The 22,653-nt window shown below is 69.5% G+C and carries 28 protein-coding genes and 2 pseudogenes; 5 read left to right on the forward strand and 25 right to left on the reverse strand.

Annotated elements, in window-relative coordinates; all coding sequences use genetic code 11:
* Window positions 1–5: 5 nt before the first annotated feature.
* Window positions 6–581, forward strand: coding sequence for a flavin reductase family protein (locus ABT137_RS33180; protein ID WP_351714814.1), 576 nt, complete (start codon window positions 6–8; stop codon window positions 579–581).
* A 664-nt stretch (window positions 582–1,245) separates the two neighbouring features.
* Here ABT137_RS33180 and ABT137_RS33185 read toward each other — a convergent pair.
* Both ABT137_RS33185 and ABT137_RS33190 read right to left on the reverse strand, forming a co-directional pair.
* Window positions 1,246–1,479 (reverse strand): annotated as a pseudogene (locus tag ABT137_RS33185) (3-oxoadipyl-CoA thiolase); the annotation flags it as partial.
* 114 nt (window positions 1,480–1,593) lie between these two features.
* Window positions 1,594–2,058, reverse strand: a complete 465-nt coding sequence (locus ABT137_RS33190; RefSeq protein WP_351714815.1) for a MarR family winged helix-turn-helix transcriptional regulator — start codon at window positions 2,056–2,058, stop codon at window positions 1,594–1,596.
* A 140-nt stretch (window positions 2,059–2,198) separates the two neighbouring features.
* Between ABT137_RS33190 and ABT137_RS33195 the strand changes: the two genes are divergently transcribed.
* From ABT137_RS33195 to ABT137_RS33205, 3 genes are all read left to right on the forward strand, one after another.
* Window positions 2,199–2,801 (forward strand): ester cyclase, encoded by a 603-nt coding sequence (locus tag ABT137_RS33195; RefSeq protein ID WP_351714816.1) that lies wholly within the window; start codon window positions 2,199–2,201, stop codon window positions 2,799–2,801.
* Window positions 2,802–3,238: 437 nt separating this feature from the next.
* Window positions 3,239–3,709, forward strand: a complete 471-nt coding sequence (locus ABT137_RS33200) for an MMPL family transporter (protein WP_351714817.1) — start codon at window positions 3,239–3,241, stop codon at window positions 3,707–3,709.
* Window positions 3,694–4,041 carry a hypothetical protein gene (locus tag ABT137_RS33205; protein WP_351714818.1) on the forward strand — a complete coding sequence of 116 codons (348 nt, stop codon included), beginning with the start codon at window positions 3,694–3,696 and terminating at the stop codon, window positions 4,039–4,041. Before ABT137_RS33200 ends, ABT137_RS33205 begins: the two co-directional genes overlap by 16 nt.
* A gap of 59 nt (window positions 4,042–4,100) precedes the next feature.
* On the opposite strand, the gene ABT137_RS33210 is transcribed toward ABT137_RS33205, so the two are convergent.
* From ABT137_RS33210 to ABT137_RS33305, 20 genes and pseudogenes are all read right to left on the reverse strand, one after another.
* Complete coding sequence (locus ABT137_RS33210) at window positions 4,101–4,502, reverse strand: transposase (RefSeq protein ID WP_351714819.1); 402 nt, start codon at window positions 4,500–4,502, stop codon at window positions 4,101–4,103.
* 196 nt (window positions 4,503–4,698) lie between these two features.
* A pseudogene (locus ABT137_RS33215) lies at window positions 4,699–4,902 on the reverse strand (transposase); the annotation flags it as partial.
* A 72-nt stretch (window positions 4,903–4,974) separates the two neighbouring features.
* The gene (locus tag ABT137_RS33220; RefSeq protein ID WP_351714820.1) at window positions 4,975–5,979 is read right to left on the reverse strand and encodes a SpaA isopeptide-forming pilin-related protein; all 1,005 of its coding nucleotides are present in this window, start codon (window positions 5,977–5,979) and stop codon (window positions 4,975–4,977) included.
* A 37-nt stretch (window positions 5,980–6,016) separates the two neighbouring features.
* Window positions 6,017–6,820, reverse strand: coding sequence for an SPDY domain-containing protein (locus tag ABT137_RS33225; RefSeq protein WP_351714821.1), 804 nt, complete (start codon window positions 6,818–6,820; stop codon window positions 6,017–6,019).
* Window positions 6,821–6,878: 58 nt separating this feature from the next.
* Entirely contained in the window at window positions 6,879–7,367 is a 489-nt protein-coding gene (locus ABT137_RS33230; RefSeq protein WP_351714822.1) for a hypothetical protein, read from the reverse strand.
* A 30-nt stretch (window positions 7,368–7,397) separates the two neighbouring features.
* A complete protein-coding gene (locus tag ABT137_RS33235) occupies window positions 7,398–8,270 on the reverse strand; it encodes an SPDY domain-containing protein (protein WP_351714823.1) in 873 nt (290 codons plus the stop codon).
* Window positions 8,267–9,496, reverse strand: a complete 1,230-nt coding sequence (locus tag ABT137_RS33240) for an ATP-grasp domain-containing protein (RefSeq protein WP_351714824.1) — start codon at window positions 9,494–9,496, stop codon at window positions 8,267–8,269. The genes ABT137_RS33235 and ABT137_RS33240 overlap by 4 nt, the downstream gene beginning before the upstream one ends.
* Before the next feature lie 52 nt (window positions 9,497–9,548).
* A complete protein-coding gene (locus ABT137_RS33245; protein WP_351714825.1) occupies window positions 9,549–9,851 on the reverse strand; it encodes a hypothetical protein in 303 nt (100 codons plus the stop codon).
* 32 nt (window positions 9,852–9,883) lie between these two features.
* Window positions 9,884–11,119, reverse strand: coding sequence for an MFS transporter (locus ABT137_RS33250; protein WP_351714826.1), 1,236 nt, complete (start codon window positions 11,117–11,119; stop codon window positions 9,884–9,886).
* Window positions 11,116–11,595, reverse strand: coding sequence for a regulator (locus ABT137_RS33255; RefSeq protein ID WP_351714827.1), 480 nt, complete (start codon window positions 11,593–11,595; stop codon window positions 11,116–11,118). Before ABT137_RS33255 ends, ABT137_RS33250 begins: the two co-directional genes overlap by 4 nt.
* On the reverse strand, window positions 11,592–12,434 hold the full coding sequence (locus ABT137_RS33260; protein WP_351714828.1) for a winged helix-turn-helix transcriptional regulator: 843 nt from the start codon (window positions 12,432–12,434) through the stop codon (window positions 11,592–11,594). Before ABT137_RS33260 ends, ABT137_RS33255 begins: the two co-directional genes overlap by 4 nt.
* Before the next feature lie 43 nt (window positions 12,435–12,477).
* Window positions 12,478–12,891, reverse strand: a complete 414-nt coding sequence (locus ABT137_RS33265; protein WP_351714829.1) for a hypothetical protein — start codon at window positions 12,889–12,891, stop codon at window positions 12,478–12,480.
* Window positions 12,892–12,901: 10 nt separating this feature from the next.
* Window positions 12,902–13,345 carry a hypothetical protein gene (locus ABT137_RS33270; RefSeq protein ID WP_351714830.1) on the reverse strand — a complete coding sequence of 148 codons (444 nt, stop codon included), beginning with the start codon at window positions 13,343–13,345 and terminating at the stop codon, window positions 12,902–12,904.
* Window positions 13,342–13,824: a hypothetical protein gene (locus tag ABT137_RS33275; RefSeq protein WP_351714831.1), complete on the reverse strand. Its 483-nt coding sequence runs from the start codon at window positions 13,822–13,824 to the stop codon at window positions 13,342–13,344. The genes ABT137_RS33270 and ABT137_RS33275 overlap by 4 nt, the downstream gene beginning before the upstream one ends.
* A gap of 97 nt (window positions 13,825–13,921) precedes the next feature.
* Entirely contained in the window at window positions 13,922–14,266 is a 345-nt protein-coding gene (locus ABT137_RS33280) for an SH3 domain-containing protein (protein WP_351714832.1), read from the reverse strand.
* Window positions 14,267–14,413: 147 nt separating this feature from the next.
* Window positions 14,414–15,112, reverse strand: coding sequence for a hypothetical protein (locus tag ABT137_RS33285; protein WP_351714833.1), 699 nt, complete (start codon window positions 15,110–15,112; stop codon window positions 14,414–14,416).
* Window positions 15,113–15,169: 57 nt separating this feature from the next.
* On the reverse strand, window positions 15,170–15,868 hold the full coding sequence (locus tag ABT137_RS33290; RefSeq protein ID WP_351714835.1) for a hypothetical protein: 699 nt from the start codon (window positions 15,866–15,868) through the stop codon (window positions 15,170–15,172).
* 18 nt (window positions 15,869–15,886) lie between these two features.
* Window positions 15,887–16,372, reverse strand: a complete 486-nt coding sequence (locus ABT137_RS33295) for a hypothetical protein (RefSeq protein WP_351714836.1) — start codon at window positions 16,370–16,372, stop codon at window positions 15,887–15,889.
* Window positions 16,369–16,911, reverse strand: coding sequence for a DUF4913 domain-containing protein (locus ABT137_RS33300; RefSeq protein WP_351714945.1), 543 nt, complete (start codon window positions 16,909–16,911; stop codon window positions 16,369–16,371). Before ABT137_RS33300 ends, ABT137_RS33295 begins: the two co-directional genes overlap by 4 nt.
* A gap of 388 nt (window positions 16,912–17,299) precedes the next feature.
* Window positions 17,300–18,082: a hypothetical protein gene (locus ABT137_RS33305; RefSeq protein WP_351714837.1), complete on the reverse strand. Its 783-nt coding sequence runs from the start codon at window positions 18,080–18,082 to the stop codon at window positions 17,300–17,302.
* Between the two features lie 170 nt (window positions 18,083–18,252).
* Here ABT137_RS33305 and ABT137_RS33310 point away from each other — a divergent pair, with 170 nt between their 5' ends.
* A complete protein-coding gene (locus ABT137_RS33310; RefSeq protein ID WP_351714838.1) occupies window positions 18,253–18,768 on the forward strand; it encodes a hypothetical protein in 516 nt (171 codons plus the stop codon).
* Between the two features lie 26 nt (window positions 18,769–18,794).
* Here ABT137_RS33310 and ABT137_RS33315 read toward each other — a convergent pair whose 3' ends face one another.
* The 3 genes from ABT137_RS33315 to ABT137_RS33325 form a co-directional block, all read right to left on the reverse strand.
* The gene (locus ABT137_RS33315; RefSeq protein ID WP_351714839.1) at window positions 18,795–19,985 is read right to left on the reverse strand and encodes a hypothetical protein; all 1,191 of its coding nucleotides are present in this window, start codon (window positions 19,983–19,985) and stop codon (window positions 18,795–18,797) included.
* A gap of 1,185 nt (window positions 19,986–21,170) precedes the next feature.
* Window positions 21,171–21,497: a helix-turn-helix domain-containing protein gene (locus ABT137_RS33320; RefSeq protein ID WP_351714840.1), complete on the reverse strand. Its 327-nt coding sequence runs from the start codon at window positions 21,495–21,497 to the stop codon at window positions 21,171–21,173.
* Window positions 21,494–22,639, reverse strand: a complete 1,146-nt coding sequence (locus ABT137_RS33325; RefSeq protein ID WP_351714841.1) for a tyrosine-type recombinase/integrase — start codon at window positions 22,637–22,639, stop codon at window positions 21,494–21,496. Before ABT137_RS33325 ends, ABT137_RS33320 begins: the two co-directional genes overlap by 4 nt.
* Window positions 22,640–22,653: the final 14 nt, after the last annotated feature.

Genomic DNA, 22,653 nt, shown 5'->3' on the forward strand with positions numbered 1-22,653 from the left:
CCGCCATGACGACATTCGCCATGCCCTCGCCCGCTCATCCCCCGATCCACCTGACCGCAGCGGAACGGACGGAGTCACTGCCGGCCGAGACTTTCAGGTCGGCGTTCCGGATGCACCCCTCCGGCGTCGCCGTCGTGACCGCCGACCTGGGTGCGCGGCCGGTCGCGATCACAGTCAGTTCACTGGCGTCGATCAGCGCCGAACCGCCGCTGATCGTCTTCTCCGTCTCCTCGGGGGCCTCCAGCAGCTCGGTCCTGCGGCGGGCCGACAGCGTCGTCGTCCACATGGTGGGCAGCGACCAGCTCTGGCTCGCGCAGCTCGGGGCCACCAGCGGGGTCGACCGCTTCGCCGATACGAGTGCCTGGACGCGGTTGGCCACGGGCGAACCGGTCTTCACGGCAGCCCCTGTGTGGGTACGAGGGAAGGTGGTCTCCCGTATCGAGGCGGGAGAGGCCTCGATCTTCGTCGTCCACGCGGTGGCGGCGGCCGTGCCCGAAGGGGCCGCCGAGCCCGTGGCGGCTCCACTCGTCTACCACTCCAGGTCCTGGCACCGGCTCGATGAAGGCTCGAAGCTGGCGTGACCCGGGCTGCGGTTCCCGTGACCGAGCGTCCGCCCTTCGACGAGCAGCGCTCGGTGGAGAGCGTGGCCGCCGGCTTCGCGCGGTGCCAGGACCCCCGACTCCGAGATCGTCACCGTCGTCGGTGCCCCATCCGATCTCCGCGGCATCCGCGCACAAGTCGTCTCCGATCCACGACAGCCTCCGAGCAGATCTGGCGGCCGTCGGCGTCGGCCGTGTGACCGCCGTGGAGAACGAGCCGGCCGAGCAGATGGTTCAGGCACCGTCGAGTGCGGTGTCGGACGAGCAGCTCGTTGTGATGCCGGTTGACCGGGCCCGGGGGCTGTGAGCAGGGCGTCCGTCGGTCCGACGGCCTGCTCGCTCCCGCGGCGGCGGTTACGGCGTGCCGGTGAGGTTGCGCATCACCGCGTGCATCTGCTGCGGGGTCAGCGGGGCGTCACCAGGACCTCGGTGACCAGTACCACCGACTGACCGGACCGGTCGGGCCGCTCCTTCAGCAGGCCGGGTCCGACTTGGAGATACGGGAATGCCGAACCGGTCCGTGAGGAGCGTGAGTCCACCGCGGACGGCGTCGTGGTCTAGGCCCAGCACGATGTGCTCGGTAGGTGTCTCTGCGAAGGGGGCAACGTAGGCGGGCCACGAGGGAGCTGGTGGCCGGGTCCCGGTGGAGGCAGGCGAGGGACTGCACGGCGAAGGCCTCGTTGAGCTCGACCGCGCCCACCTGGTCCCAGCCGATCCCGGCCCGGGCCAGCGCACGGTTGGCGGCCTCGACGGGTGCGTAGCCGAAGGCCTGCGGCTCCAGCGCCTTCACGCCGCGGCCTGCAATGCGGGCGATCGGGTCGGCCCCGATCGTGGCCGCGGCCTTCTCGCTGCCCAGCAGCACCGCGGAGGCGCCGTCGTTGGCGCCGACATCCTGGTGAACAACGCGGCCGCGGTTCTGCTGACCGATTTCGACCACGCCGAGGGCGCCGGCCCACAGCTCGCAGCCATTGCAGGGGCAACCGGTGGGCGCAAGCTACATCGTGTGCTCGATGATCCGGCGCTGGACCTCGGCGAAGCCTTCGGACAGGAGCTGCAGTTGCTCCGGGGTGAGGGCGTCGATCACCAGTTCGCGGACCAGACTGACGTGACCGGGTGCTGCGCGGCGCATCAACTCCCTGCCGAGTGGAGTGATGGTGGCGATCACCCCGCGGTCGTCCGTGGTGCAGGCTCCGCGGATGACCAGGCCGTCCTTCTCCAGTTGCACGATCTGGTAGGTCAGGCCGCTCTTGGTGACCGCCAGCGCTTCGGCGAGCGCCAGCATCCGCATCGACCCGTCGGGGGCACCGGTGAGGCGAGCCAGGATGCCGTACTGCACGTGGGACACCCCGGCATCGGTACGCAACTGCTGGTCGAGCACTCGGTTGAGCAGCGTGCTGGCGGTGACCAGCGTGAGCCACGCCTGCTCCTGGCTCCGGGTCAACGACTTGGATTTATTCACAGGCACAGACTATCAGGACTTGTTCAGATTGGAACTACGAGCTAGCGTCTCGGGTAGTTCAAGTTCGAACGTCTTGCTTCTGTTTGGTGCGGTCGAAAGCATCGAAGGATTCGAGACGGATATATCCGAGGAGGAATGTCATGATCAATCGCCGTGCTGTGCTCCGCGGCAGCGGCGCCGTCGCCGCGGGCGCCCTTGCCATCACCGCGGTGGAAAGCGGCAGCGACCCGGCGTTCGCGTCGGTCATGCCCGCACTGCTGGGCAACCCGGCCGAGACCGGCGGGTCCCTGGGCTACCCCAAGCACCTGACCCCCCAGGAGCGGCGCAATCTGGAGACCTTTGACGAACTGGACTTCGTCGTCTACTCCGGCCAGCAGTGGGACCGGGTCCGCGAAAGCCACTCGGACAACGTCCGTGCGCACTGGCCCGACGGCCACTACACCGACGGCCTGGCCAGGCACATCGAGGACATGAAGTTCAACTTCATCTTCGCACCCGACGCCCGTACCGCGCTGCACCCCGTCCGAGTGGCCAAGGGCAACTTCACCGCCGTGACCGGAGTCACCACCGGTACGTTCACCAATCCCATGCCCGACGGCAATGGCGGCTTCATCCCGCCCACCGGCAAGAAATACGCCGTCAACATGGTCACCGTCGGCATCTGGAACAGACGTGGCGTGATGGACGAGGAATTCATCATCTACGACCAGCTGACCTTCATGCGGCAACTCGGGCTGGCCTGACGCCACAATCCGTCCTCCAGCAGTCCCCACAGCCCCTCACGCGCTCGGCGCGCGCTGGGGGGCGGCCACCCTGCGCCCACCCACGGCCTGCACGGACATGCTGGTGCCCCACCCGCAGTCAGGGGCTGCCCGCCGACCGGCTCCGCTGGTTCGCCGGGCAGCCCCCGCTCGAGCTGACTCGTGAGGCCGGGGTCAGCTCGGCCACGTCGAACCGCCGCTTCAAGGGGGCGGACACCGTGGGACGCGTTGGCGGGGATCGCCACCCACGGTGCTCCGTCACGGCCCGCGGCAGACAGATCGGCTGGTGTCTACTGCGGGCGCAGTAGACACCAGTGTCCGCGAACGGCCAACGGCAGGAACCCCCGGCGACTGTGAGGGTGGAAAAGGGCTGGGACCGCCGGCTCACCCACACCATGTGCCCCTCAAAAGGCCCGTCGATGTCCTCTCTTGCCAGCTGGTGCCACAGGCACCGGCTCGTCGTCGTCCTGGCGTGGGTGGGGCTGTTGCTCGCCCTCGGCGGTGCGGTCGGCGCTGCCGGCGCCAACTTCGGCAACAGCCCGACCTCGCAGAACACCGGCTCGGCCAAGGCGACCGCCCTGCTGCAGAAGGCCGCCAACAGTGCGGCGGGCAAGAGCGGCCGCATCGTCTGGCAGGTGAAGGGCGGCAAGGTCACCGACTCCGCCACCGAAGCCAAGATGACGGACGCCGTGAAGCGGATCGAGGCCTCTCCAGGCGTCGCGGCCGTGACCGACCCCTATGCGGCCGCCGGAGCACGGCAGATCAGCCATGACGGAACGACCGCCTACGCGACCGTCACCTTCGACCAGGATGTCAGTGACACGCAGGTCAAGCACGTGGAGCAGCTGGCCCCACCGGGCCGGAGTCGCCGACGTTGGACATCGCGCTGAACGGACGGGCGTTCACGGTCAGCCCGAAGCCAAACACGGCTGCCGACGCCATGGGCATCGCCCTCGCCTTCATCGACCTTCTGTTCGTCTTCCGGGCGGTCTGGGTAGCGGTCCTGCCCATCAGCACGGTCATCGCCGGTGTCGGCACCTCCGCGGTCGCGGTGAACGTCGCCATCATCAACGACATGGCCGTCGGAGCGGCCATCACGGTGGTTCTGACCGTGCTGGCGGCCATCACCACGTGGCACTCGATCCCGGGTTCGTCGAGCACGCGCGTAGCAAGGGCTGGGCCGTCCCAGAACTCAGCGACAGCGCCCTGGACGCGATGCTGACCGTACTCGTCGCGGACGAACTGGACTGAGATGGGCGTCAGAGGTCTCGACTGGTCACGTCAGGCGGAGGCGCGGGACAACGGCCGAGGACCTGGTCGAGATACCGGCCCAACCCGAGTCAGGCGACGGGCCATGATGCCGATCATCGCCCAGCGGATCATCGTCTCCGAATGGGCTGGGCTGGCTTCGTAGTCGCGGGCGAGACGCCGATTGGCGGTGAGCCACGAGAGTGTGCGCTCGACCGCCCACCGCTTGGACTGAACCTGAAATCCGCGCTGACCAGGTTCTTTGCGGACGATTTCCAGTTCCCGGCCGAGGATCCGGGCGGTCCAGTCGACCAGACGGCCGGCGAAGCCCTGGCCGGCCCAGATCTTCTGGACCCTGGGATAGTCCAGGCGGGTCCACAGCAACGGGCGGCGAGCGCCATCGCGGTCCTGGACACTGGCCGCGACCACGTGCACGGCCAGGAGCAGGCCGAGGGTGTCGGTGATGAACCGGGACTGTGTCGGCGGTTCGGACGGACTGGGAGTCGGTCAACCCCGCACTAGGCTCGGCGTTGCGACCGTCGGCTTCGCATACCCTGCCACGCAGCGCATCATGGATGCGCACAACAGTGCCGTCGTCATGCCACCACGTGAAGTACCAGTAGACCGTCGGCCAAGGAGCGAAATCCTTCGGCAGCTGCCGCCACGCGCAACCAGTCCGAACGACATAGAAGATCGCGTCGACGATCCGTCGCCGTGAATGCTTCTCCCGCCGCCCGCCCTTCGGACCCACCCTCGGCAGCGGCAGCAACGGCTCGACCAGCGCCCACTGCTCATCCGTCAGGTCCGACGGATACCCACCCCCAGCACCGCTCACGACAGGCTCAACGACCGCACCAGTGACTGTGGAATCCAAGGGCTCGGAGTCGTGCAAAGGGTGGAGGACCGGTCAGCTCTCGGTGGAGTCGCCGGTGGGACTGTCCGTGCGGCTGCGGCGTGCCAGGAGAAGAACGCCTCCGCCTGCTGCGACCAGCACGGCCGCACCGCCGATCAGCCACCGTGTGGCGTCGGCTCCGGTGTGGGCGAGGGAACCCGTCGGCGCCTTCGACGTGGAGTCCCCGACCGGTGTCGAGCCCACCAGTGTGTCGCTGCCCGAGGCGGAGGGCGCGGCCCCTCCGGTACCGCTGCTCGGCTTGCCCGGACTGGACGGGGAGTCGGTGGGCTTGTGCGTCGACTTGTCTGAGGAGTCAGGCTTCGGGTCGGTGGTTGTCATGGCGTTGGTGACGGTCACGGTCACCGGGGCGCCGGGTCCCGCCGTGAACGTCTTCGTCGGCTTGTAGAGGTCGTAGCCGGCGGGGGCCTTGATCTCCTTGACCCAGAACTGCGTCCTGCGGCTCGACACGGGCAGTTCTCCGGAGACCGTGCCCTTGGCGCCCGTGGTCAGGGTGAGCAGCGTCGACGTGCCGGTGCCGATGTTCACGGTCGCGCCGGGCAGGAGCTTGCCGGTCTTGTCGTCCTTGGCCCGCAGGAGGACCTTGGCGGCCTTGAACGGATCGGTGATCGTCAGCGGGGTGGCGGTGCTGGGGGTGACGATGACGTCCTGGTCGGCGACGACCTCGTGGAGCGGGCTGCCAGAGGCCGTCTGCTTGAGCCGGTAGACGCCCGGTGCAAGGTCGGGGAAGGTCAGTTTCCCCTTGGCGTCGCTCTGTCCGCGTCCGGCTTCCTGGCCGGTGGAGTCGAGCAGCAGGAACGGCGCGCCGGGCAGGGAGTCTCCGGCCGTGTCCTTCGTGGTGATCTCGACGCTGCCCGCGTCGGCGGCGGGGGTCTCGGCGGGAGCGGCGGAGGCCGAGGGGGGCGGTTCGGAGGGCTCGGCGCTGGCGACTGGCGCCCAGGTCAGGGTGCTGGCCGCCACGACGGCGACGGCAGCAGCGGATCGGACGCAACGTGCGTGCACGAGGAAGAGGACTCCTTGGGGCAGGGGACGGGGAAGGTCATCGGGTGCGGCCAGAGACCGGGGCGGGAGGTGTCGGGGGGACGGGTGTGCTGCCATGCTGTTGCTTGCCTGTCGGGGTGGCGACGTAGAGGGCGCGGCGGGTGTGGACGGGGACGTCCTGGACGGTGCGCTGGAGTGGTTCGGTGGAGATGAGCGAGGCGGTGAAGGCCGCGACGAGCGTGGTGGGCGTGCCGAACGAGAAGTGCGCCCTCCAGTACGGCTCGCTGGGGAGTCCGCCCCAGGCCCGCCAGGCCGGTCCGCTGGAGCCGCTGATGTCGTAACGGTGGCGTATGGCGCCGAGTCCGTCCGGGGTGAGGAAGGTCTGTGTGCCGTCAATCTTGACGGCGTGGCTCCAGCCGCGGGTGAGCAGCGGCGCGTACGCCTCGTGCGGCGCCGTCTCGTCCTGGAATAGCCGGTCCTGGTCACTGTGCCGGTCTTCAAGGTAGAGGTCGAGCAGCTCGGTGTGGACATCGTGGAGCAGCTCAACGGGGGTGGTGGCGTCGAAAGTGATCCACCAGGCCGGCGGGGTGAAGTCCGGCGGGGTGAACGGGGCCTGGTGCGCGCTGATGGTCCACGTGCCCTTGCCGGGCTTGTCGGGCTTGGGTTCGTAGGTGGTCTGCAGTCGCAGGCACGGGCTGAAGGCGGCGGCCGTGCCGTCGCCGGTCTGGGCGAACGGCCAGCCCTCGTCATAGGGGAAGGCCCATGCGGCGCGCGGGTCGACGGCGCCGGGCCCGGCAAGGTGGCGGGGAAGGACCTGCACGCGCTGGGCCGGGTCGAGGTTCTCCAAGGGGTGGGTGATCACAGGCAGGGCTCCTGCGGGAAGTAGGCGGAACGCCGGGGCTGACGATGTGGGTTGCCGATCAGCGGGCACGGGTGCCGCTGCGGGTGACCGGCGCAGCGGGCGCCGTGTGCGCGGTCCGGCCTGTGGTGCGGCTGGGCGCGGACGCGGTCCAGGCGCCGGGGAACCAGACGGCGGTGTACTGCTCGATGGCGTCGCGCAACCCGGTGGTGACGGCTCCCTCCCACGGTGGCCGTCCCGGGCGGTGGTAGGTGCCGAAGGTGCCGTGCTGCTTGGTGTTGGGCCGGGTGTTGGTCGCTTCATCGCGGCGGTGGAAGGTGCCATGGTCGAGAAAGCTGAGGGCGACTGCGTCGATCTCGCCGCGGTGCGGGTGGACGAGTGCCAGGCGCAGGCCGCCGTAGGTGTCCGCGTGGATGGTGGCGGTGAAGTCGATCCTCAGCCGTAGCGGCAGACCGGGGACGGGGGCGGCGAAGTAGGTGTTGCCCACGACGGTGTGGTCGTGGAAGGGGAGGCACAGCTCGGCGAAGAACTCCGGGGCCTGCAGGGACAAGAGGGGTCTCCGGTGGGGCGCGGGCCGGATTTATCGGCGGGGACCGGGCAGGGCTGGTCGGCTGGTGGTGCTCCAGCGCGGGACGCTGGCCGTGGGGAGCGCGGCCGGGCGGCGGGAGGCGACGGCCCGCCGCACGTCGAGCGGGGTGGGAGCTGGTGGTCCGGGCGGAAGGATCGGGGTGAGCTGGGCCATGCCCTTGATGTAGCTGAAGGTGTCGTCGCGCCACCGGGGCAGTGGATCCGGGTCGGCGATGCTCTGGGTGACGGCGGTGAGCAGGGCGACGGGGGTGTCGGTGCTGGCCGTGGCGTACCAGGCGGGCCGGTCGATGGAGTCGCCAGCCCACAGCTGCCAGCGTGCGTCGCGCGTGGTCAGTTCGGCTTCCGGATCGAGGTCGCCGGTGGTGAACTCCAGGCCGGCGTGCCCGTCCGGGGCCTGGATGGCGAAGACGCCCCAGCGAGGGCGGTCGATCTCCCAGCATTCCTTCAGAAGCGGCACGACTGCGAGGAAGGGATCGTGCTCGTCGTTGCCGGAGACCGGCCGGGCGAGGTAGGCGTCCGGTCCCTGCTCGTACGCCGTGGCCAGGACGGTGGTAAACGCGGTCACGAACTCGGTGGGGACACGGTCGTTGAAGCAGACGCCCCACGCGGGCGGTCCGAAGGAGTCCTTGTAGGCGTTGATCCGCCAGAGTCCGTCGTCCTCGCCTTCGGGCAGATAGCCCAGGCGTACGCGCCGGTCGGGCGCGCTCACGTACACGTTGGAGTCCTCGTCGTACCGCAGGTCCCAGCCGAGGTCGATGAGCGGGGCGAGGGCTGAGTCGCCGGTTCCGGTGGTGGAGGCGAGGTGGCGCGGCCAGACGTAGACGTCGCCGTCGATCTCGTGGTGCGGATCGGGCTGTGGGTTCATCGGTCTGCCCTCGTGGTGACGGTGATCTCGTCGGCGGCGGTGTCGAGGCGTTCGGTGACCTCGGCGGTGGTACGGCCGGTGACGACGTAGAACCCGGCCCGGGCGGTGAACAGGTCGCCGTCGGGCGGCAGGACGAGTTGGTCGCCGATCTCGCGGATCCACTGCACCTGCCGCAGCCAGGGAGTGTGGGCGGCGAAGGGTTGGTTGATGTGCCGGGCGGTGAGGGTGCCGGAGGTGTCCGGGTAGAGCATGCGGATGCCTGCGGCTCCGCTGCGGGTCGGGGTGAGGTCCGGTGCCCGGCCGCAGGCGAGGTCGGCGGCGGCCCGGGGCAGGTCGATGCCAGTGGCGAGACGGACGAGGTGGCCGATCATGTCGCCGCCGATGCGCGCGTTGACCTCGATCAGCCGCGGACGGCCGTCCACCAGGCGCAGCTCGACGTGCTGCACGCCGTCGGTGATCCCCAGGGCCTTGACCGCAGCAGCGGCGGCCGGGGCGACCTGGGACAGGAGCGGGTCGGCGGCGTCGACGGTGTGCCCGGTCTCGTCGAAATACGGGGCGGGGCCCAGGCGCTTGCGGGTCACAGCGACCGCCGTGCTTACGCCGCGGTGGGTGACGCATTCGACCGAGACTTCCGGCCCGTCGAGGTACTCCTCGACCAGGACCCCGGTGTCCTCGCGGCTGCGGCTCGCGCCGGCCGAGGCGAACGCGAACGCGGCGGGCAGTTCTTCGGGCTGGTCGACGCGGATTACGCCGATGCTGCCCGCGAACGCGGCGGGCTTGATGACTGCCGGCAGGCCGAGGGTCATCGTCGCCAGGCCGGCCTCCAGCAGGGTCCGCGCCCTCATCGAGGCGGCCGAGGGCACGCCGTGGCGGGCGAACAGGGTGCGTGCGGTGGCCTTGTTGCGGCAGGCCCGCATCACCTCGACGGACGTCGAGGACAGACCGAGCGCGCGGGCGAGACGGGCGGTGGGGACGAGGTGCCACTCGTCCCAGGTGACCACGCCTGCAAGGTCGTGGCGCTCGGCCAGCGCCCGGCCGCCGGCGAGCAGTGCTGCGGGGTCGCTCAGATCGACCACGGTGTGGTCGACGACGAAGGGCTTTTCCCACGACGGCTCGGTGCCGGTGAGCAGGACGACGTCGTACGCGGCGGCCACCTGCTCCAGGCAGTAGCCCCGATAGGTCTCGTCGCCGGGAGAAACGACGAGGACGAGGGGACGAACGGACAAGAAGGGGTTCTCCGTATCGGTGGACGGCGGGACGAGGGAAGAGAGGGGTGTCTCAGGCGGCACGGCGGCGGCGCAGCTCGAACGCCGCAGCCCAGTGTGGGTGTTCGCTAATCAGGCGGCGGGCGTAGAGGGCGGTGTAGTTCTTGTCCAGCCCGGCGACTCCGTGCGGGAGCTGGCGGCGCAGGTCCTCGAACAGGTCCTTCAAGCTGACGCGGGTGGCGCCGGCGGCCAGGCGGCGGGCGGCCATGCGTTCCAGGGCCCGGTAGACGTGCGGGTTGTGGGCGTCGAAGGCGTGGAGCTGCTCGGTGATGGTGCGACCGGTCGCGCGGTGCGATCCGAGGGCGGCAACGGACATGAAGTTCTCCACAGGCTGGGGGCGCAGCGGGTTCAGGTGCGCAGGGCGGGATCGGTACGCAGGCGAGCGAAGGCGCAGAGCAGACCGAGGGCCTGCAGCGCGGCGCAGACGGTGATCACATGGCCCAGCGCGTCGGGCGGGGTGAGTGCGGTGAGCACACCGGCGACGGGAAAGGGCAGCAGGAGGATGAGGATCGTCGCCGACAGGGTGCTGCCGAACTTCTCCGGAGGGATCAGGCGGGAGCGCAGGGTGCGCAGGACGACTGCTAGGCCGCCATCTGCTGCCATGAGGAGGGCGACCAGGACGAGGTAGGAGCGGTAGTCGGGGGCCTGGGCGGCGGCGAGGCAGGTGAGCGAGGCGAGGGCGGCGCAGGTGGCGCCAACCGGCCACAGGCCGAGGCGGTCGAGCGCGAACCGGCAGAGCGTGACGCTCAGGAGCGTCGCTGCGGCAGCGGCGGACCAGACGAGGCCGACTGCGGTGGTGGACCGCCCGAAGTGCTGGACGACGATCACGGGACCGGCCGCTTGCAGAAGGCCGGTGGCCAGGTTGGACAGGGTCAGCCCGGTCACGAGCCAGCCGAGCGCGGGCAGCGAGCGGATGATGCGCCACCCGGTGAGCAGTCCGGCGCCAGAGCGCCGCTTCGGCGCACGGGCCGGTACCACGGGCGAGGGCGGGGTGCGCAGGGCGAGCAGCGCGCCAAGCAACGAGAGCACGGTGATCACCGCGAGCATCGACGGCGGACCGGCAAGCAGGAGCACTCCGGCGAGCGCCGGACCGGCCAGGGTCGCCGTCTGGTCGATGCCGAGCAGGACGGCCTGGACACGGTGGGCCCGCCGTCCTGCTCGGCGTCCGGCGGCGGCGCCCGCGGTCTCGGCCGCGATATAGCTGAACTCGGTGAGCACGCCGGTCGTCGCCGCCAGCGCCATCACGGTCGCGCTCGCCATCGTGCCGGACGGGTGGAGGTACAGAAGGACCGCGCCGGTGGCGAGGACCAGCGCCCGGCCCAGGGAGGCCAGGTGGAAGACCACCACAGCACCGCGCCGGTCGACAACCGATCCGGCCCATGCGAACGCTGCCAGCCGCGGGATCCACTCCAGTGCGAAGGCTGCGCCCGTCAGCGTGGCGGAGCGCGTCGTGGCCAGGACGAGCAGCGGGATGCCGTAGGTGGACATCGCGAACGCCAGCGCGTCCGCCGTGCGCGGCAGGTAGATACTGCGCATCAGCCCGCCGGTGTGGCGTGCGTGCCGGGGTGTGACCGCTTCGCTCACGCGATCGGCTCATGTTCGGACACCCTGGCCGCCTGGGGGTTGTCGGCCAGCCACTGGATCAGGAGCGTGCGCAAACGGGCCAGGCCCGCCTCCGCTTCGTCGGCGCGCTCGGTGGTGAGCGACGGTGCCAACAGGTCAAGGACGCAGCGGATGCGGCTGCTGAACTCGCAGACGGGGGCCGGAACGGCGTGACGCCGGGCCCAGCGGGCCATCGCGTCGTACAGGTCGGCCAACTCCATGCCCGCCTCGGTCAGTTCCAGACCGGTGCCGGGCGCGATCCGGATGAGACCGTGGCCTCGGGCCGTGTCGGATGCGCTGCGCAGTTGGTGCCTGGAGAGGTCGGGCAGGGTGCCGGCCAGCCGTCGCGGCGATATGGCGCCGTTGTCGTCGATCTCGGCGACCAGGCGGACCAGAGGTCGCGAGGCGAGCAGTTCGACAGCGCGCTGCGCTTCGGCAGAGGCAAAGGGGGTGCTCATCGGCGCGGGCCTCCCGCCGGGAGGGCTGCCTTGGGGCGGGCGGTCGTGGCATGCGAGAAGAGATCCCCGTTGTGCCAGGCGGGAGGGGACTGTGGTGTCCGAGTGGGCGGGAGCGCCGTGGAGGCCGGCCGGGACTGGCTGCTGATCCACGCCCTCGGCGCGGGCTTCGCCTGCGGGTGCCCCCAGACCGGATGCTGGGCCGCCTGGTCGAGGGGCTGCCCGGCGGACCATGCGGACAGGGTGCCGAGCACGGGGCCCAGGCCATCGCCGGCCGCTGACAGCCGGTAGGGCTGGCCCATGCCGTCGGTGTCGACCAGGCCGTCGAAGACGAGCTGCCGCAGAGGCGGATAGATATTGGTCCAGTCGCTGCTGGGCATCACGATCCGGGCCAGAGCCCGGCCGCTGACTTCCTCACGGGACTTCAGCACCCACAAGATGGCGGCGGCATGGCGCCGGGTGAGCAGGGTGAGGCTGTCCTCGATCTGCTCGATCGCGGGCAGCGGGAGGTCCGCCTTCTCCAGGTGTTCCTCGGCCCAGGTGACGATCATCGGCAGGACCGGCAGCAGGGCAACGCCACGTTCGGTGTGGCCGTAGGTCACATGCCGTGTGGTGTGTTCGGTGCGTTCGACGAGTCCGGCGTCGCACAGCGAATTGAGCTTGAGGTGGAGCTGGCCGTTCTGCAGCCAGGGCACCTTGGCCGCCAGCTCGCTGTAGCGCAGCGGCGGGCCGGAGAGGGCCAGGAGGATCCTCACGTTCCAGCGCGGGGTGATCATGGCGAGGGCCTCGGTGACCCTGGCGATGTCGGCGTCGGTGTCAGGGGGCAGTGCGGTGATGGCCAAGGGAGGAACTCCTGGGTGAATGAAAGGGGGGATCGCCTGCGGGTCAGCGGCTGTGCGCCGGACTCGGGGCCGCAAGAGGCGGAGCCGGAGCAGGCGGTGAGGGAGCCGGCGGGGTCGGCGTCGGGGCCGGGACGCGTGCCAGGCTCTGCAGGACGGCGGCGACCGATTTGGCCTGGACGTCGCGGACGGCGACGGCTTCGGCGAGCCGGCGGGTCCCGTCGAGGAGGTGGGAGACCTCGTGTGGGCCGATCTGCCGCTCGGGGTGGATGAGCCGGGCGAGGTGGTCGCGGTGGACGTCGATGCTGCGCTCGGCGAGGGCGAGGTCGTCGTGCATGCCGATCAGGGCGGAGAGCATGCCGGGCGGCTGGTCCTGGGCGTGGGCTGCGAGGTCGGCGAGCGGTGCGCCGTACAGGTCCTCGATCCGTCCGGCTATCTCGGCGGACGTGAGGTGGGGCAATCGGGGGCTTTCACGGTCGGCGGGCCCGGGCCGCCCCGGCACGATGGGGTGCCGGGGCGGCAGACGGGGGCAGGATTGCGGTGGCCCTGAGCTGAGCCGTGCGGACGGGCCGTGCCTGCTGGGCGGGCGGGGGCATGGTGCGCAGCAGCTCACCGAGGGCGGCGCGGTAGCCGTTGCGGGCCTCCAGTGCCGCATCCAGCCACTGCGTGTCGAAGCGGAGCTTGTCCGTCGACAGTTCGCCCATGTCGCGGTCCGGATCCATGTCGGCGCGTACGCGGTCGCGTACGCGGGCGACCTGCTCCTCGGTGAGCGCCAGGAAGGACCGCAGTTCCAGGGCCCGGGCGAGCGCGGGCGAGGCATCGTGGCCGGCAGCCGCCTCGTACAGCTCGGGAACCGGCTTACCGAAAACCGTCTGCAGGTCGGTGTCCATGGTGCTGGCCTTGTCCCGGCTCAACGGGCGGTCCTTGCCGATCGCCACGCCATGGCCGGTGCGGCTGTACCCGCGGGCCGGTTGGGGACGCTGGTCTGCACCGCCGGCCCGGAGCGGGGCCGAAGGCGGGCGTGGCGCTCTGCGGCAAGGTCCTTCTTCCCCGGGGCGTCCGGGTCGAGGAGCCATCGCACGACCAGGGCCCGGCCGTCGCGGGCGGTGACGGCTGCGTTCACCCGGTGGGCGAGGCCCATCGTCGGGTCGTCGACTTCGCTGGGCTGAGTGTCCAGTGCGGCGAGGAGGTCGTCCTCCGCGCGCTCCAGCACCAACTGGGCCTGGACGAGAAGGCCGTGCCACTTGACGACGTCGGTGGCGTCAGGATTCGTGGTCGGCGCGGCGGCGACCGCGGCCTTCAACTGGTCCATGCCCATGCCGAAACGCGCTTCGATCCGTTCGGTGAGCACGCCCACGATATCCGCAGAATCCTTGGATATGCCGTCGGACAAAAGGGGATCTCCTGTTCTGGAAAGGCCGATGCGCAGGGAATGTGAGGGGCCCCGTACTCGGCGATCAGTCGCTTGCCGGGACCGTGCTGAAGTCCGGTCAGTCCAGGCACATACGGACGTCGCGGTAGACGTACATGCCGGAGACCCAGCCCTTGATGCCGGTCGTCTTGTCCTTGATGTAGAGCCAGTTCCCGCTCCTCTTGGAGACGGTGAACTTGTGGTTCTTGTAGAGCACGCCGACCGCGGTGGACTTCGTGGTGGCCTTGGACCGGATGGTCACGGCCTTCGTGTGGAACGCGTACGGCAGCGGCGGGAGGTTGTGGCAGTTGGTGATGAAGGCCGCAGCCGGGAGCGGGGTCGCGCCGGCGGTAGTGGCAGACAGCATCGGCAATGCGAGTGCGCCGAGCATCGCCACGGATATGGCAATTCGGGTGGAGCGCATGCAGAAGAAGCCTCCGTGAGGGAATAGGGATTACGGGGAGAGGTGCCGCAGGGTTGTCCCGGCGGCTGTATAAGAGTCCGGAGAATCGCCGGTTTGGCTAACCGGCGATCGTCGGCTATGTTGCGCCGCCCGCCTCGGGCTGAGCGCTCAGCGCCAACGGCCGGGCGGGCGCGCGGCAGGGGCCTTCGCCACACCGGACGGGCGGCTGGCGGCAGCTGCAGGGCGGACCGGCGGGAGAGGGCCGGTCTCGCCGGTGAGCCGGTCGTCGCACCATTGCAAGGCCTCGCCCACCGTGTCGAAGCCGCCCTCGCGCAGGGTGTGCGTCCACGTCTCGGCGTCGACCTCTTCGACCACGACGCGAAACGGCGCCGGGGCACGCTCGTCCAGGGCACACAGGGCCACGACGACGACCATGTCGTCCGGGTCGTCGCTGGTGTAGGAGTAGCCCATGGCGTAGTGGTCGCCGTCGCCGGCGAGGCGTCGCTCCAGCGCTCGCGTGGCCTCGTCCGCCGGTGGCGGGCCCAGTTCGGGATCGAGGCCGATGGCATCGGTCGGGCAGCCGCGGTGGATGAGCCAGGACTGCGCCATCGCGGACAGCGGCAGCGGAGCCTGCTCGAAGCTGAACGTCCGCTTCTCGTAGTCCCGTTGCAGATGCACGGCGAGCACCCGGTGCATGCCGGGGTGTCCCCCGACTCGGTCGAACAGGACGTAGTAGCTGTGCGGCCCGTCGTGGTGTTCGGCGAGGGGAACGAGCATGTCCTCGTGGACACCGACGTTGCGGTAGAAGTCGAGGTACTTCTCCTCGTCGGCGTCGAGGTCGTCCAGATCGAAGTCGACCTGGGGCATGGGCTTCCGGACCGGCTCCGGTTCGGTGGGAGACAACAAGGGGCCTTTCGGTGGAGTTCAGCGCCGTTGCGCCGGAGTTGACGGCGATGTGCCGGGGCGAGCTGGGACCTTCGACGCCTGCGTCGTGGGGGTCCGGCGGGCGGCGAACAGTGCGGCTCGTCCGGCGTCGGTGAGCGCGACGGGCTGGCCGGCGTGTACGGGGTGGCCGGTGTCCCGGGCAACCAGGCCAGCGTCTTCCAGCCGCCGTAGCTTGGCGTGGGAGATCCGGGTGCCGGAGGCGGCTGTGACGGACATCCGGCCGGTCAGCAGGTGTTCGTAGAGCTTGGCGCCGCCCGCGATGGCGAGCAGCGCTGCCTGGTCGTCCGTCGAGAGCTGCTGCGCGTCGGGCGCGGTGGACGCTGCTGCGGCTTCGATGGGTTCCAGGGCGGCGAGCATCGCCCGGGCGGCGGCGTCCCGGGCGTCGGCAGCCTCTGCCAGCTGGTCCACGGTGCGGTCGATGCGCGTGAACAGGGCGCCGTCGACGTCGAACTCGCCGCTGGACAGGCGGTTGAGGAGGCGCAGGTAGAAGATGACGCCGGTCTGGGTCTTGGCCAGCTCCCGGTGCCGGTCGACCAGCAGGGCGTGCTGCTCGTCGAGGACGCCGCGGTCGCGGTAGGCCCACAGGGTGTCGATGTCGTGCCCGGTGGCGGCTTCGAGGCGATGGTCGAGCGGGGAGACCGCACGCCGGGTGGGTGTCGGCGCCGGTTCAGGGGGCATAGGCGACGCTCCGTGTGTTCAGCGGGTTGGATGGGGCGCGGGGTTCGGTGCGGGACGGGGCAGACCTGGCGTCGCGGTGGGCGGCGGACCGGGCGGGGGCACGGGCGCGCGGGTGGCCAGCTGCGGGGAACGGGAGCGAGCCGCATGGGTGCGGGCGCTCAGCGGCCGGCGGGTCATGCCCAGGCGGCGGCCGACCTCGTCGTAGACGTCGTTGCCCGCGCGCGGCCGGATCGCGACGACGTGGATCTCCTTGGGATGGGCGGACTCCGCGGGCGCCGGGCGGACGGCGTAGACAACACGCCAGTCCTTGCGTGAGTCCACGTACAGCTTCCGAAATCCCTGCAGGTCACCGTCGAGGCGCAGTCCGAAGCGCTGCGCGTTCACGACTTCCTGCAGGTAGGCGAGAGTGAGGTCGCGGATGTCGCTGGGGGCCTGGAGGAGATCGGTCAGCGCGCGCGGATCGAAGCTCAGTCCGAAGGCGGGCTGTCCCTGTCCCGCGGTCATGACGTCGGCTCGTCCTGGTCAGCGGCTTCCGCCGTGGCCGCCGTCTCCGTGCGTACGGACGGCGGCGGGCCGGGCAGGAGACGGTGTGCTGGCCGGTCGGGAGAGGTCATGCATGCCGACAGCGGTCCGCCCGGTGCCCGGATCGCCGCGACAGCGTGGGTGAGGAAGTCCCGGTGCCACACGAACAGGCCGGAGAGCCCGGATTCGGGGTCCTTGTGCTGCTGGTAGGCGAGCCACAAGGCATGGAGCCAGGCCACGACGTCGTCGTGCTCCTGCCACTGCAGGCACCAGGGCGCCGCGGTGGTGACCTCTGCCCCATAGACCGGGAGGAAGAAATCGTCGACCCAGTCGGACAGGGCGTCGATTTCGTCCTCGCGTTCCTCGCCGTCCAGTTCCAGGATCGGGCGGGGCTCCGGAGGAACGGCGGCCGGCGGGCCACCGAGTCCCGGCATGCCGAACGCGGCGAACGGTGATCCGCCCGGCGACGGGGCGGAGGCGAGATGGTCGAGCTGCTGAGCCTGTTGCGCCGACTGCTCCATGAGCCGCCGTACGCTCGCCTCGATTCCCTCCAGCTGCGGATCCGGAATACGAATCGGCTCCAACTCTCCGTCGCCGGACGGTTTTACGGATTCGGGCATTGAGAAGTTCGGCCTCCTACGAGACGCGGAATGAGGGAAATGCGGGCCTCGCGCGGCGCCGTCGGCGGATTGCACGGTGCTCCGGCGGTATGGCCCCGACGGCTGCGCGCGGGAGGTGGTCGACTCGGTGACGGGCCAGGGCGAGGCTCAGGCGGTGAGAACCACGTCGTCCTGCGTGAGGGTTGCGCGGATCGTCTGGGTGAGCCGGTCGGCAACTGGCACAGTGAGGTTTTTCGAGACGTAACTATTCCTCGTCGGCAGACGGCCCGGGTCGGGCTCTCGTGTCTCACTACGCGATCAGCAGGTGCACTGCTGGCGCGACAAGGGGGCTCGCTGGCAACCCCGGGCGGAGCCAAACTTGATCAAGGACGCGTGCGTTCTTCTCACGGTGTTCTCGGAGGATCGAGGCAGCCACGCCGGCCACCACGGTCGGTGATGCCATCCACACGGTGTGGCTTTGGGCACCTGGTCGGGGGACTTGATCCAGGAGGAGAGCAGTTCGGTAGCCCGCCTCCCGGGCTTTCTTTAGTTGCCCGTCCAGCTTTTTGAGCAGTGGCTCACGGAGACCTGCCGTAACTTGGGCCGATACCAGAGGGTTCCCTGTGGTGTCAGTGAAAGGGGTGAGTACAGCGCCGGGCGTTTCACTGGGGATGGCTTGGACGGTGGCGAACCCGTCATCGCCGGAGACCAATCCTCCTGTTGCAACTGCTCGCTTGCCCAACTCGATGATTTGCTTGTAGTAGTCCTCGCCCCACCGTTCTCCCACCGCGCCAGCCTGAGGTAGGTAGCTGGCAACAATCATCTGGCCGCTAGCCACGGCGATCTGATCAAGTTCCGCTTGGAGCGCCGACTCTGCGGCCCTCATCGCAGCGGGAAGAATCTGGGAACGAGAGAGAAGGCAGTGGTCCACAGCCCACTCGTCGCCGTCCACTCTGATCAACGCATCGACGCTGAGCGGATGGCGAGGATCCCGGTCGGGATGAGCCGTGATCGTTGCCTGGAGGCCCCGCGCCGTTAGCTCACTGCACAAAAGTCGTAGGGCTTCGTCTTCGTGCTCGAATTTTGCGGTCATGGATCGATAGTCCCTTTTGCTCTCTGGTGATGTTCGGGGTGTGGCCTGTCCGGGGGCGACGGCATGCCTGCCACTCGGCGCCGGAGCGAGACAAAGGAGCCGAACCATGCTCTGACAGTCGACCCTTCAGGGACAGAGACAGGAGAACGGCGTCGCGGTAGGTTCGCTTCGTGATCAGCCTCGTTCTCAGCATCATTGCCCTCTGCGTCGGCGTCGCCAACCTGACCTGGCAGCTCGCGCTGTTCCTTCTCAACGGCCCCCGAATCAAGATCCAGATGAAGATCGGCGCGGTTGGGCGTGGCGGGATGGCGACCATGCCCGTTGAGAACGTGCAGAACCTGGAACAGCAACTCCTCTCTCTCCGCAATCAGGGTTTCGACGAGCCAGTTCTTGCCATCGAGGTAGTGAACACTGGGCGTCTCGGAGTTGAGTTGCTCAGCTATGGAGCTGAGCTCTCGAAAGGAATCAGTTTTACGCCCGTCCGAGATGCCATCACCGAGACTCCGATGCCGTATTTCCTGGAGCCGCACAGGCAAGCCACCTGGGCCATGCCACTCAGCAGCGCGGTTCGCGTAGTTGAGACCACTCGGGCTACATTTCCTGAGGAAGACCCGGGCCCTGTGCGCATGTATGTTAGGCGCGCAGGCGGCAAAACCGTTTACGCTAAACGCTCTTTGCGGCTCTAGTCCCGCACCTCTCCTTTCAGGAGTATTCAGGGATCGATGGACGCTGGGCCTTCTCCCCGATCTGTCTGGTGTACTTTCCGGCGAGCGTTCTCGGGAGCCATGGTTTCGTCCTTGTTGATATCCGCGGCGCGGGCGACGAGATAGCTGCTCCAGTCGCGTTGCGCGTGGTGGGCCCACTTCAGGGCAGTGTGGATGTGGACGCCGAGGAGGTCGGCCAGAACGGGGGCCGGCAGTTCGGCAGCGAGGGCGATCAGGGCCGCTGTCCGAGCGGGTCTGGTCTGGATGCCCTGGCGTACGAGTTGATCGTTGAACGCTTTGCGGCTGAGGGGATGCCCGGGCAGCACGCCAGGGAACAGCCACGAGGGCTGGTCGGCCAGGTGGCAGGTGAGGGCCGATCGCTGGCGGGGCATCTGGGCAAGTTGATGGAGGAGTTCGGCCAGGCGGGGTGGGATCCACAAACTGCTGGGACCGATGCGGAGGAACGTCTTGTAAGGCGCTGAGCCGTGTATCTCGTCGGTGGTCATTTGGCGCTGGTGTTCGCCGGAGACGCCGTAGAGGAGGACGAGGGATCCGGCGACACGGACTTCGAGTGGCAGCGCGGCATCGGTGAGGCAGCGTCGGAGCTGTCGCCAGCGGTCTTCTTCGGTGAGGACCGGGCCAGCCGCCGCATTGGTCGGGGTGGTGATGGTGTGGAGGCCGGTGAGACCGTGTTGGGCGGCCCAGTCGAGGAACTGCTTGACCTCGTAGTGCGACCGGCTGGCACTGAGCCAGGTGTCGAGTAGGTCCTGGTCCAGCGTGGCGAGGTCGAGATGCTGGGCGTCGAGCCAGTCGAGCAGCTGCAATGTCTGGCGGACCCGGCGGCGGATGCGCTGGGCCGCGGAAGTTGTGTGAAGGCGGTCAGCGGCTCGGCGGCGGGCTCGCCGCAGCAGTACCCAGGTGGTGAACGGGCGGACGAGGCGGCCGTGGTGCGGAGGTCGGTCGGCGAGCAGGCCGTCGAGCCAGGCCGGGATGCGTTCAAGGTCATCGTTGCGGGGCGGCAGGATGCCAGTGGCGATCAGAAGGTGGCGCAGGTAGCGCTCTGCGTGGCCGGATGGGAGTTCGTCCAGGAGGTTGTGGCTGATCGGCTGGTGGGCGGTGGCCAGGTGGATCAGCAGGCGGGCTGAGGGGCTGTCGGACAGCCAGTGCAAGGTGCTGACCGGCTGGGCGGCGTCGCTCAAGACGTCGAGGAGCGGGGTGAGTTGGGGGTGTGGGGTGCCATCGGGGCGATTGATGCGGTCGCGAACACGGTGCCGCACCACGCAGCGAAGGCACTGGCCGTCGGTGTAGGTGCCTTCTTCGTTTCCGCAAGTGGTGCAGGGTGGGGTGGGGTCTGCTCCGGCGCAGGGCCCGCAGATTCCGGCCCCGTCGGCGAGGTGGGCGGTGCCGGTGAGAGGGCGGCGGGTGCCGCACTGTGCGCAGGGTTCGGGGCGGGTGCGGATGCGCTGATAGCAGGGTGGACAGACAGGGCCCATGGGCCAGTTCGCTGCGACGGGACGTGAACGCTTGCAGCGAGTGCAGGTCCGCCGCGGCAGCGGTCTGCAAGGCCAGCAGGTCAGCGTGCCGTCGCGCCGTCGGTAGCAGGGTCGCCGACGTCCGCAGACCGCGCACGCGGCGTCGGTGGTGGGCCGCCGGTAGCAGCGGTAACAGATCTCCCCGGCTCCATCGGCCGGACTGCTGGCGCGGCGGCTGATCCGGGTGAACTCCCCGCAGTTGGAACAGATCCGGCGGGGTTGACGGGTGCGCTGGTAGCACCGTTGACATAGCGGTCCGTCCGGCCCGTTCGCCTTGGTCGGCGCCAGTGCGCCGCACTCCGCACAGGTCCGCAGTGGGCGTCCCCAGCATCGGGCGCAGACGGGACGCCCCTGGTCGTCACGGCCGGCCGGCGGGCGCAGTCGCGTGCAGCGGGCGCACAAGGCGAGCACGGCCGGGTCCTGGCGATAGCACCGGTTACAGATCCCTCCTTCTGCCCTGCGAGCCATGATCAATGCTGTGCGTCCGCATCGCGCGCACGTCTTGGGTAGCCGCCTGGGCGCGCACCGCAGGCACGCCCGGCCCTTCGGGCCCGGCCGCAGATCGGCCGTCGGCGCGCCGCAGTCGGCGCAGACGGGGAGCACGACCGGATATCCGGCGGCGTGCAGCACGCGCGCGAGGCGGACCCAGGCCAGCGGGAAGTCGTCCACCGCCTCGGTGGCGGCCTTCGGGCTGCGCAGGAAAGCCTCCAGCTCCTTCACGGGCCTGACCTCCAGCGCCCTCGCCTGCGCCAGGAAACCCGCCGCGCGTTCTTCGTCCAGCCCCGCCACCCTCGCGACCAGGGCGGTGACCACCCGGGCCCGGGTCTGCGCCAGCGAGACGGCGGGCATGGCTCACAGTCCCTCCGGGCGACGGATGCGGGTGCGGCGGACGGGCGGTGGCGAGCCGCTCGCGCCGGATTCGGCGCTCTTGCGAACCTCCGAGCCGACTACGGTGACCTCGATCAAATCGTTGGGCGTGCAGGCGAGGATGTCGCAAAGCGCGGCCAGGGTGTCCATGGACAACCGCTGCGGAGGCTGCGTGACCAGCCGGTAGACCTGCTCGCGCGAAAGGTGGACTCCCCGCTCGGCCAGTAGCGGTCCCAGTTCCGAGGTCTGGAACATCCCCGCATCCGCCATCAACTTGCGCAGGTGCCACTGGTAGCCCATCTTCTTGATCACTGCGGTGTCATCCCCAACTCGTCGCCGTGTGCTTCCATGGCCCGCATCAGCAGCCTGGTCCGGAACTCGTCCGAGACCCCCGTATACAGCGCTGTCGTCGACGCATGCTGATGTCCGACCTGGTCCTGTACGAACCGCTCCGGATAGCCGAACTCGACCAGGTGGGTGATGTACGAGTGGCGCAGACAGTGCAGGTCCAACTCTGCCGGCAGCCCGGACGCCGCACGGGCGTATGCGAACGCCTCGTTCGCACAGTGCCGCGACAACCGGCCGCGCCGCTCGGTCATCCACAGCGCCGGATGCCGCCCAGGTGCGAACAGCGGACGGACCTCGTCCACCCACTGCTCCAGCGCCGGCACGATCCAGTCCATCTCCGGCACGGTCAGCACCGTGCGCCGCTTCGGCGGCCCACCCCGCGACGCCTTGCCGTAGCGGATGAACACCGCGCCGAACCGGCCGAAGGCCACCGCCTTTGGATTGTGCCGCAGGTCGACCAAGTCCAAGCCGCACGCCTCCTGACGTCGCAGACCATAGGCATAGATCGTCTTCAGCAGAGCGGCATCCCGCATCGCCGCCAGCGCCCCCTTGCGCCGCCGGCAGCGGATGTTCTCCACCCGACCGTCAGCGGCGTCGAACAACAGTTGCACCTCGTCGTAGGTCAGGGGACGCCGCCGCGGGTCACCCTCGTACTCGCTGACGTGCGCGATGCTGTTCCACTCGTGGAAAATCTGCTGAGGTGCCCGGCCGAACCGGCTCAGGCACTCCCGCGACCAGCTGTAGCGGGGATCGGTGACAAACTCGCAGAACAATCGCAGCACCACCTCGTACCCCCGGGCGGTTGACACTGCGACGGGCCGATCCGCGGTCGAACGCAGATGGCTGATGAACGCCTCGGCCTCGGACGGCTGCCAGTCCCACGGGTACTGGCCAGAGAACGCAGCGAACCGGCGCACCAGCGCTATCCGCGGAGCGATCGTCTGGGACTCCTGCAGGAACCGTGCCCGCTGTTGACGGGCCCACCCCGACAGCATCGCCTCGAACAACGCCGATTCCGGGTCCAGCAGGGTCACGCCCTCAACGAGCTCCAGACGGGCGGAGCCCGCCAAGTCGTCCGAGTTCGACACCTCGACCTCCCGTTGCATTCAGTGCAACATTG

Origin of the sequence: Streptomyces sp. NPDC001980 (genome assembly GCF_040296885.1) — a bacterium.
Lineage (GTDB): Bacteria > Actinomycetota > Actinomycetes > Streptomycetales > Streptomycetaceae > Streptomyces.

Coding starts and splice junctions, on each gene's coding strand:
- ABT137_RS33180 (WP_351714814.1), top strand. CDS start 6: ATGACGACATTCGCCATGCCCTCGCCCGCTCATCCCCCGATCCACCTG.
- ABT137_RS33195 (WP_351714816.1), top strand. CDS start 2,199: ATGATCAATCGCCGTGCTGTGCTCCGCGGCAGCGGCGCCGTCGCCGCG.
- ABT137_RS33200 (WP_351714817.1), top strand. CDS start 3,239: ATGTCCTCTCTTGCCAGCTGGTGCCACAGGCACCGGCTCGTCGTCGTC.
- ABT137_RS33235 (WP_351714823.1), bottom strand. CDS start 8,270: ATGAACCCACAGCCCGATCCGCACCACGAGATCGACGGCGACGTCTAC.
- ABT137_RS33245 (WP_351714825.1), bottom strand. CDS start 9,851: ATGTCCGTTGCCGCCCTCGGATCGCACCGCGCGACCGGTCGCACCATC.
- ABT137_RS33255 (WP_351714827.1), bottom strand. CDS start 11,595: ATGAGCACCCCCTTTGCCTCTGCCGAAGCGCAGCGCGCTGTCGAACTG.
- ABT137_RS33280 (WP_351714832.1), bottom strand. CDS start 14,266: ATGCGCTCCACCCGAATTGCCATATCCGTGGCGATGCTCGGCGCACTC.
- ABT137_RS33285 (WP_351714833.1), bottom strand. CDS start 15,112: ATGCCCCAGGTCGACTTCGATCTGGACGACCTCGACGCCGACGAGGAG.
- ABT137_RS33290 (WP_351714835.1), bottom strand. CDS start 15,868: ATGCCCCCTGAACCGGCGCCGACACCCACCCGGCGTGCGGTCTCCCCG.
- ABT137_RS33295 (WP_351714836.1), bottom strand. CDS start 16,372: ATGACCGCGGGACAGGGACAGCCCGCCTTCGGACTGAGCTTCGATCCG.
- ABT137_RS33300 (WP_351714945.1), bottom strand. CDS start 16,911: ATGGAGCAGTCGGCGCAACAGGCTCAGCAGCTCGACCATCTCGCCTCC.
- ABT137_RS33305 (WP_351714837.1), bottom strand. CDS start 18,082: ATGACCGCAAAATTCGAGCACGAAGACGAAGCCCTACGACTTTTGTGC.
- ABT137_RS33325 (WP_351714841.1), bottom strand. CDS start 22,639: ATGCAACGGGAGGTCGAGGTGTCGAACTCGGACGACTTGGCGGGCTCC.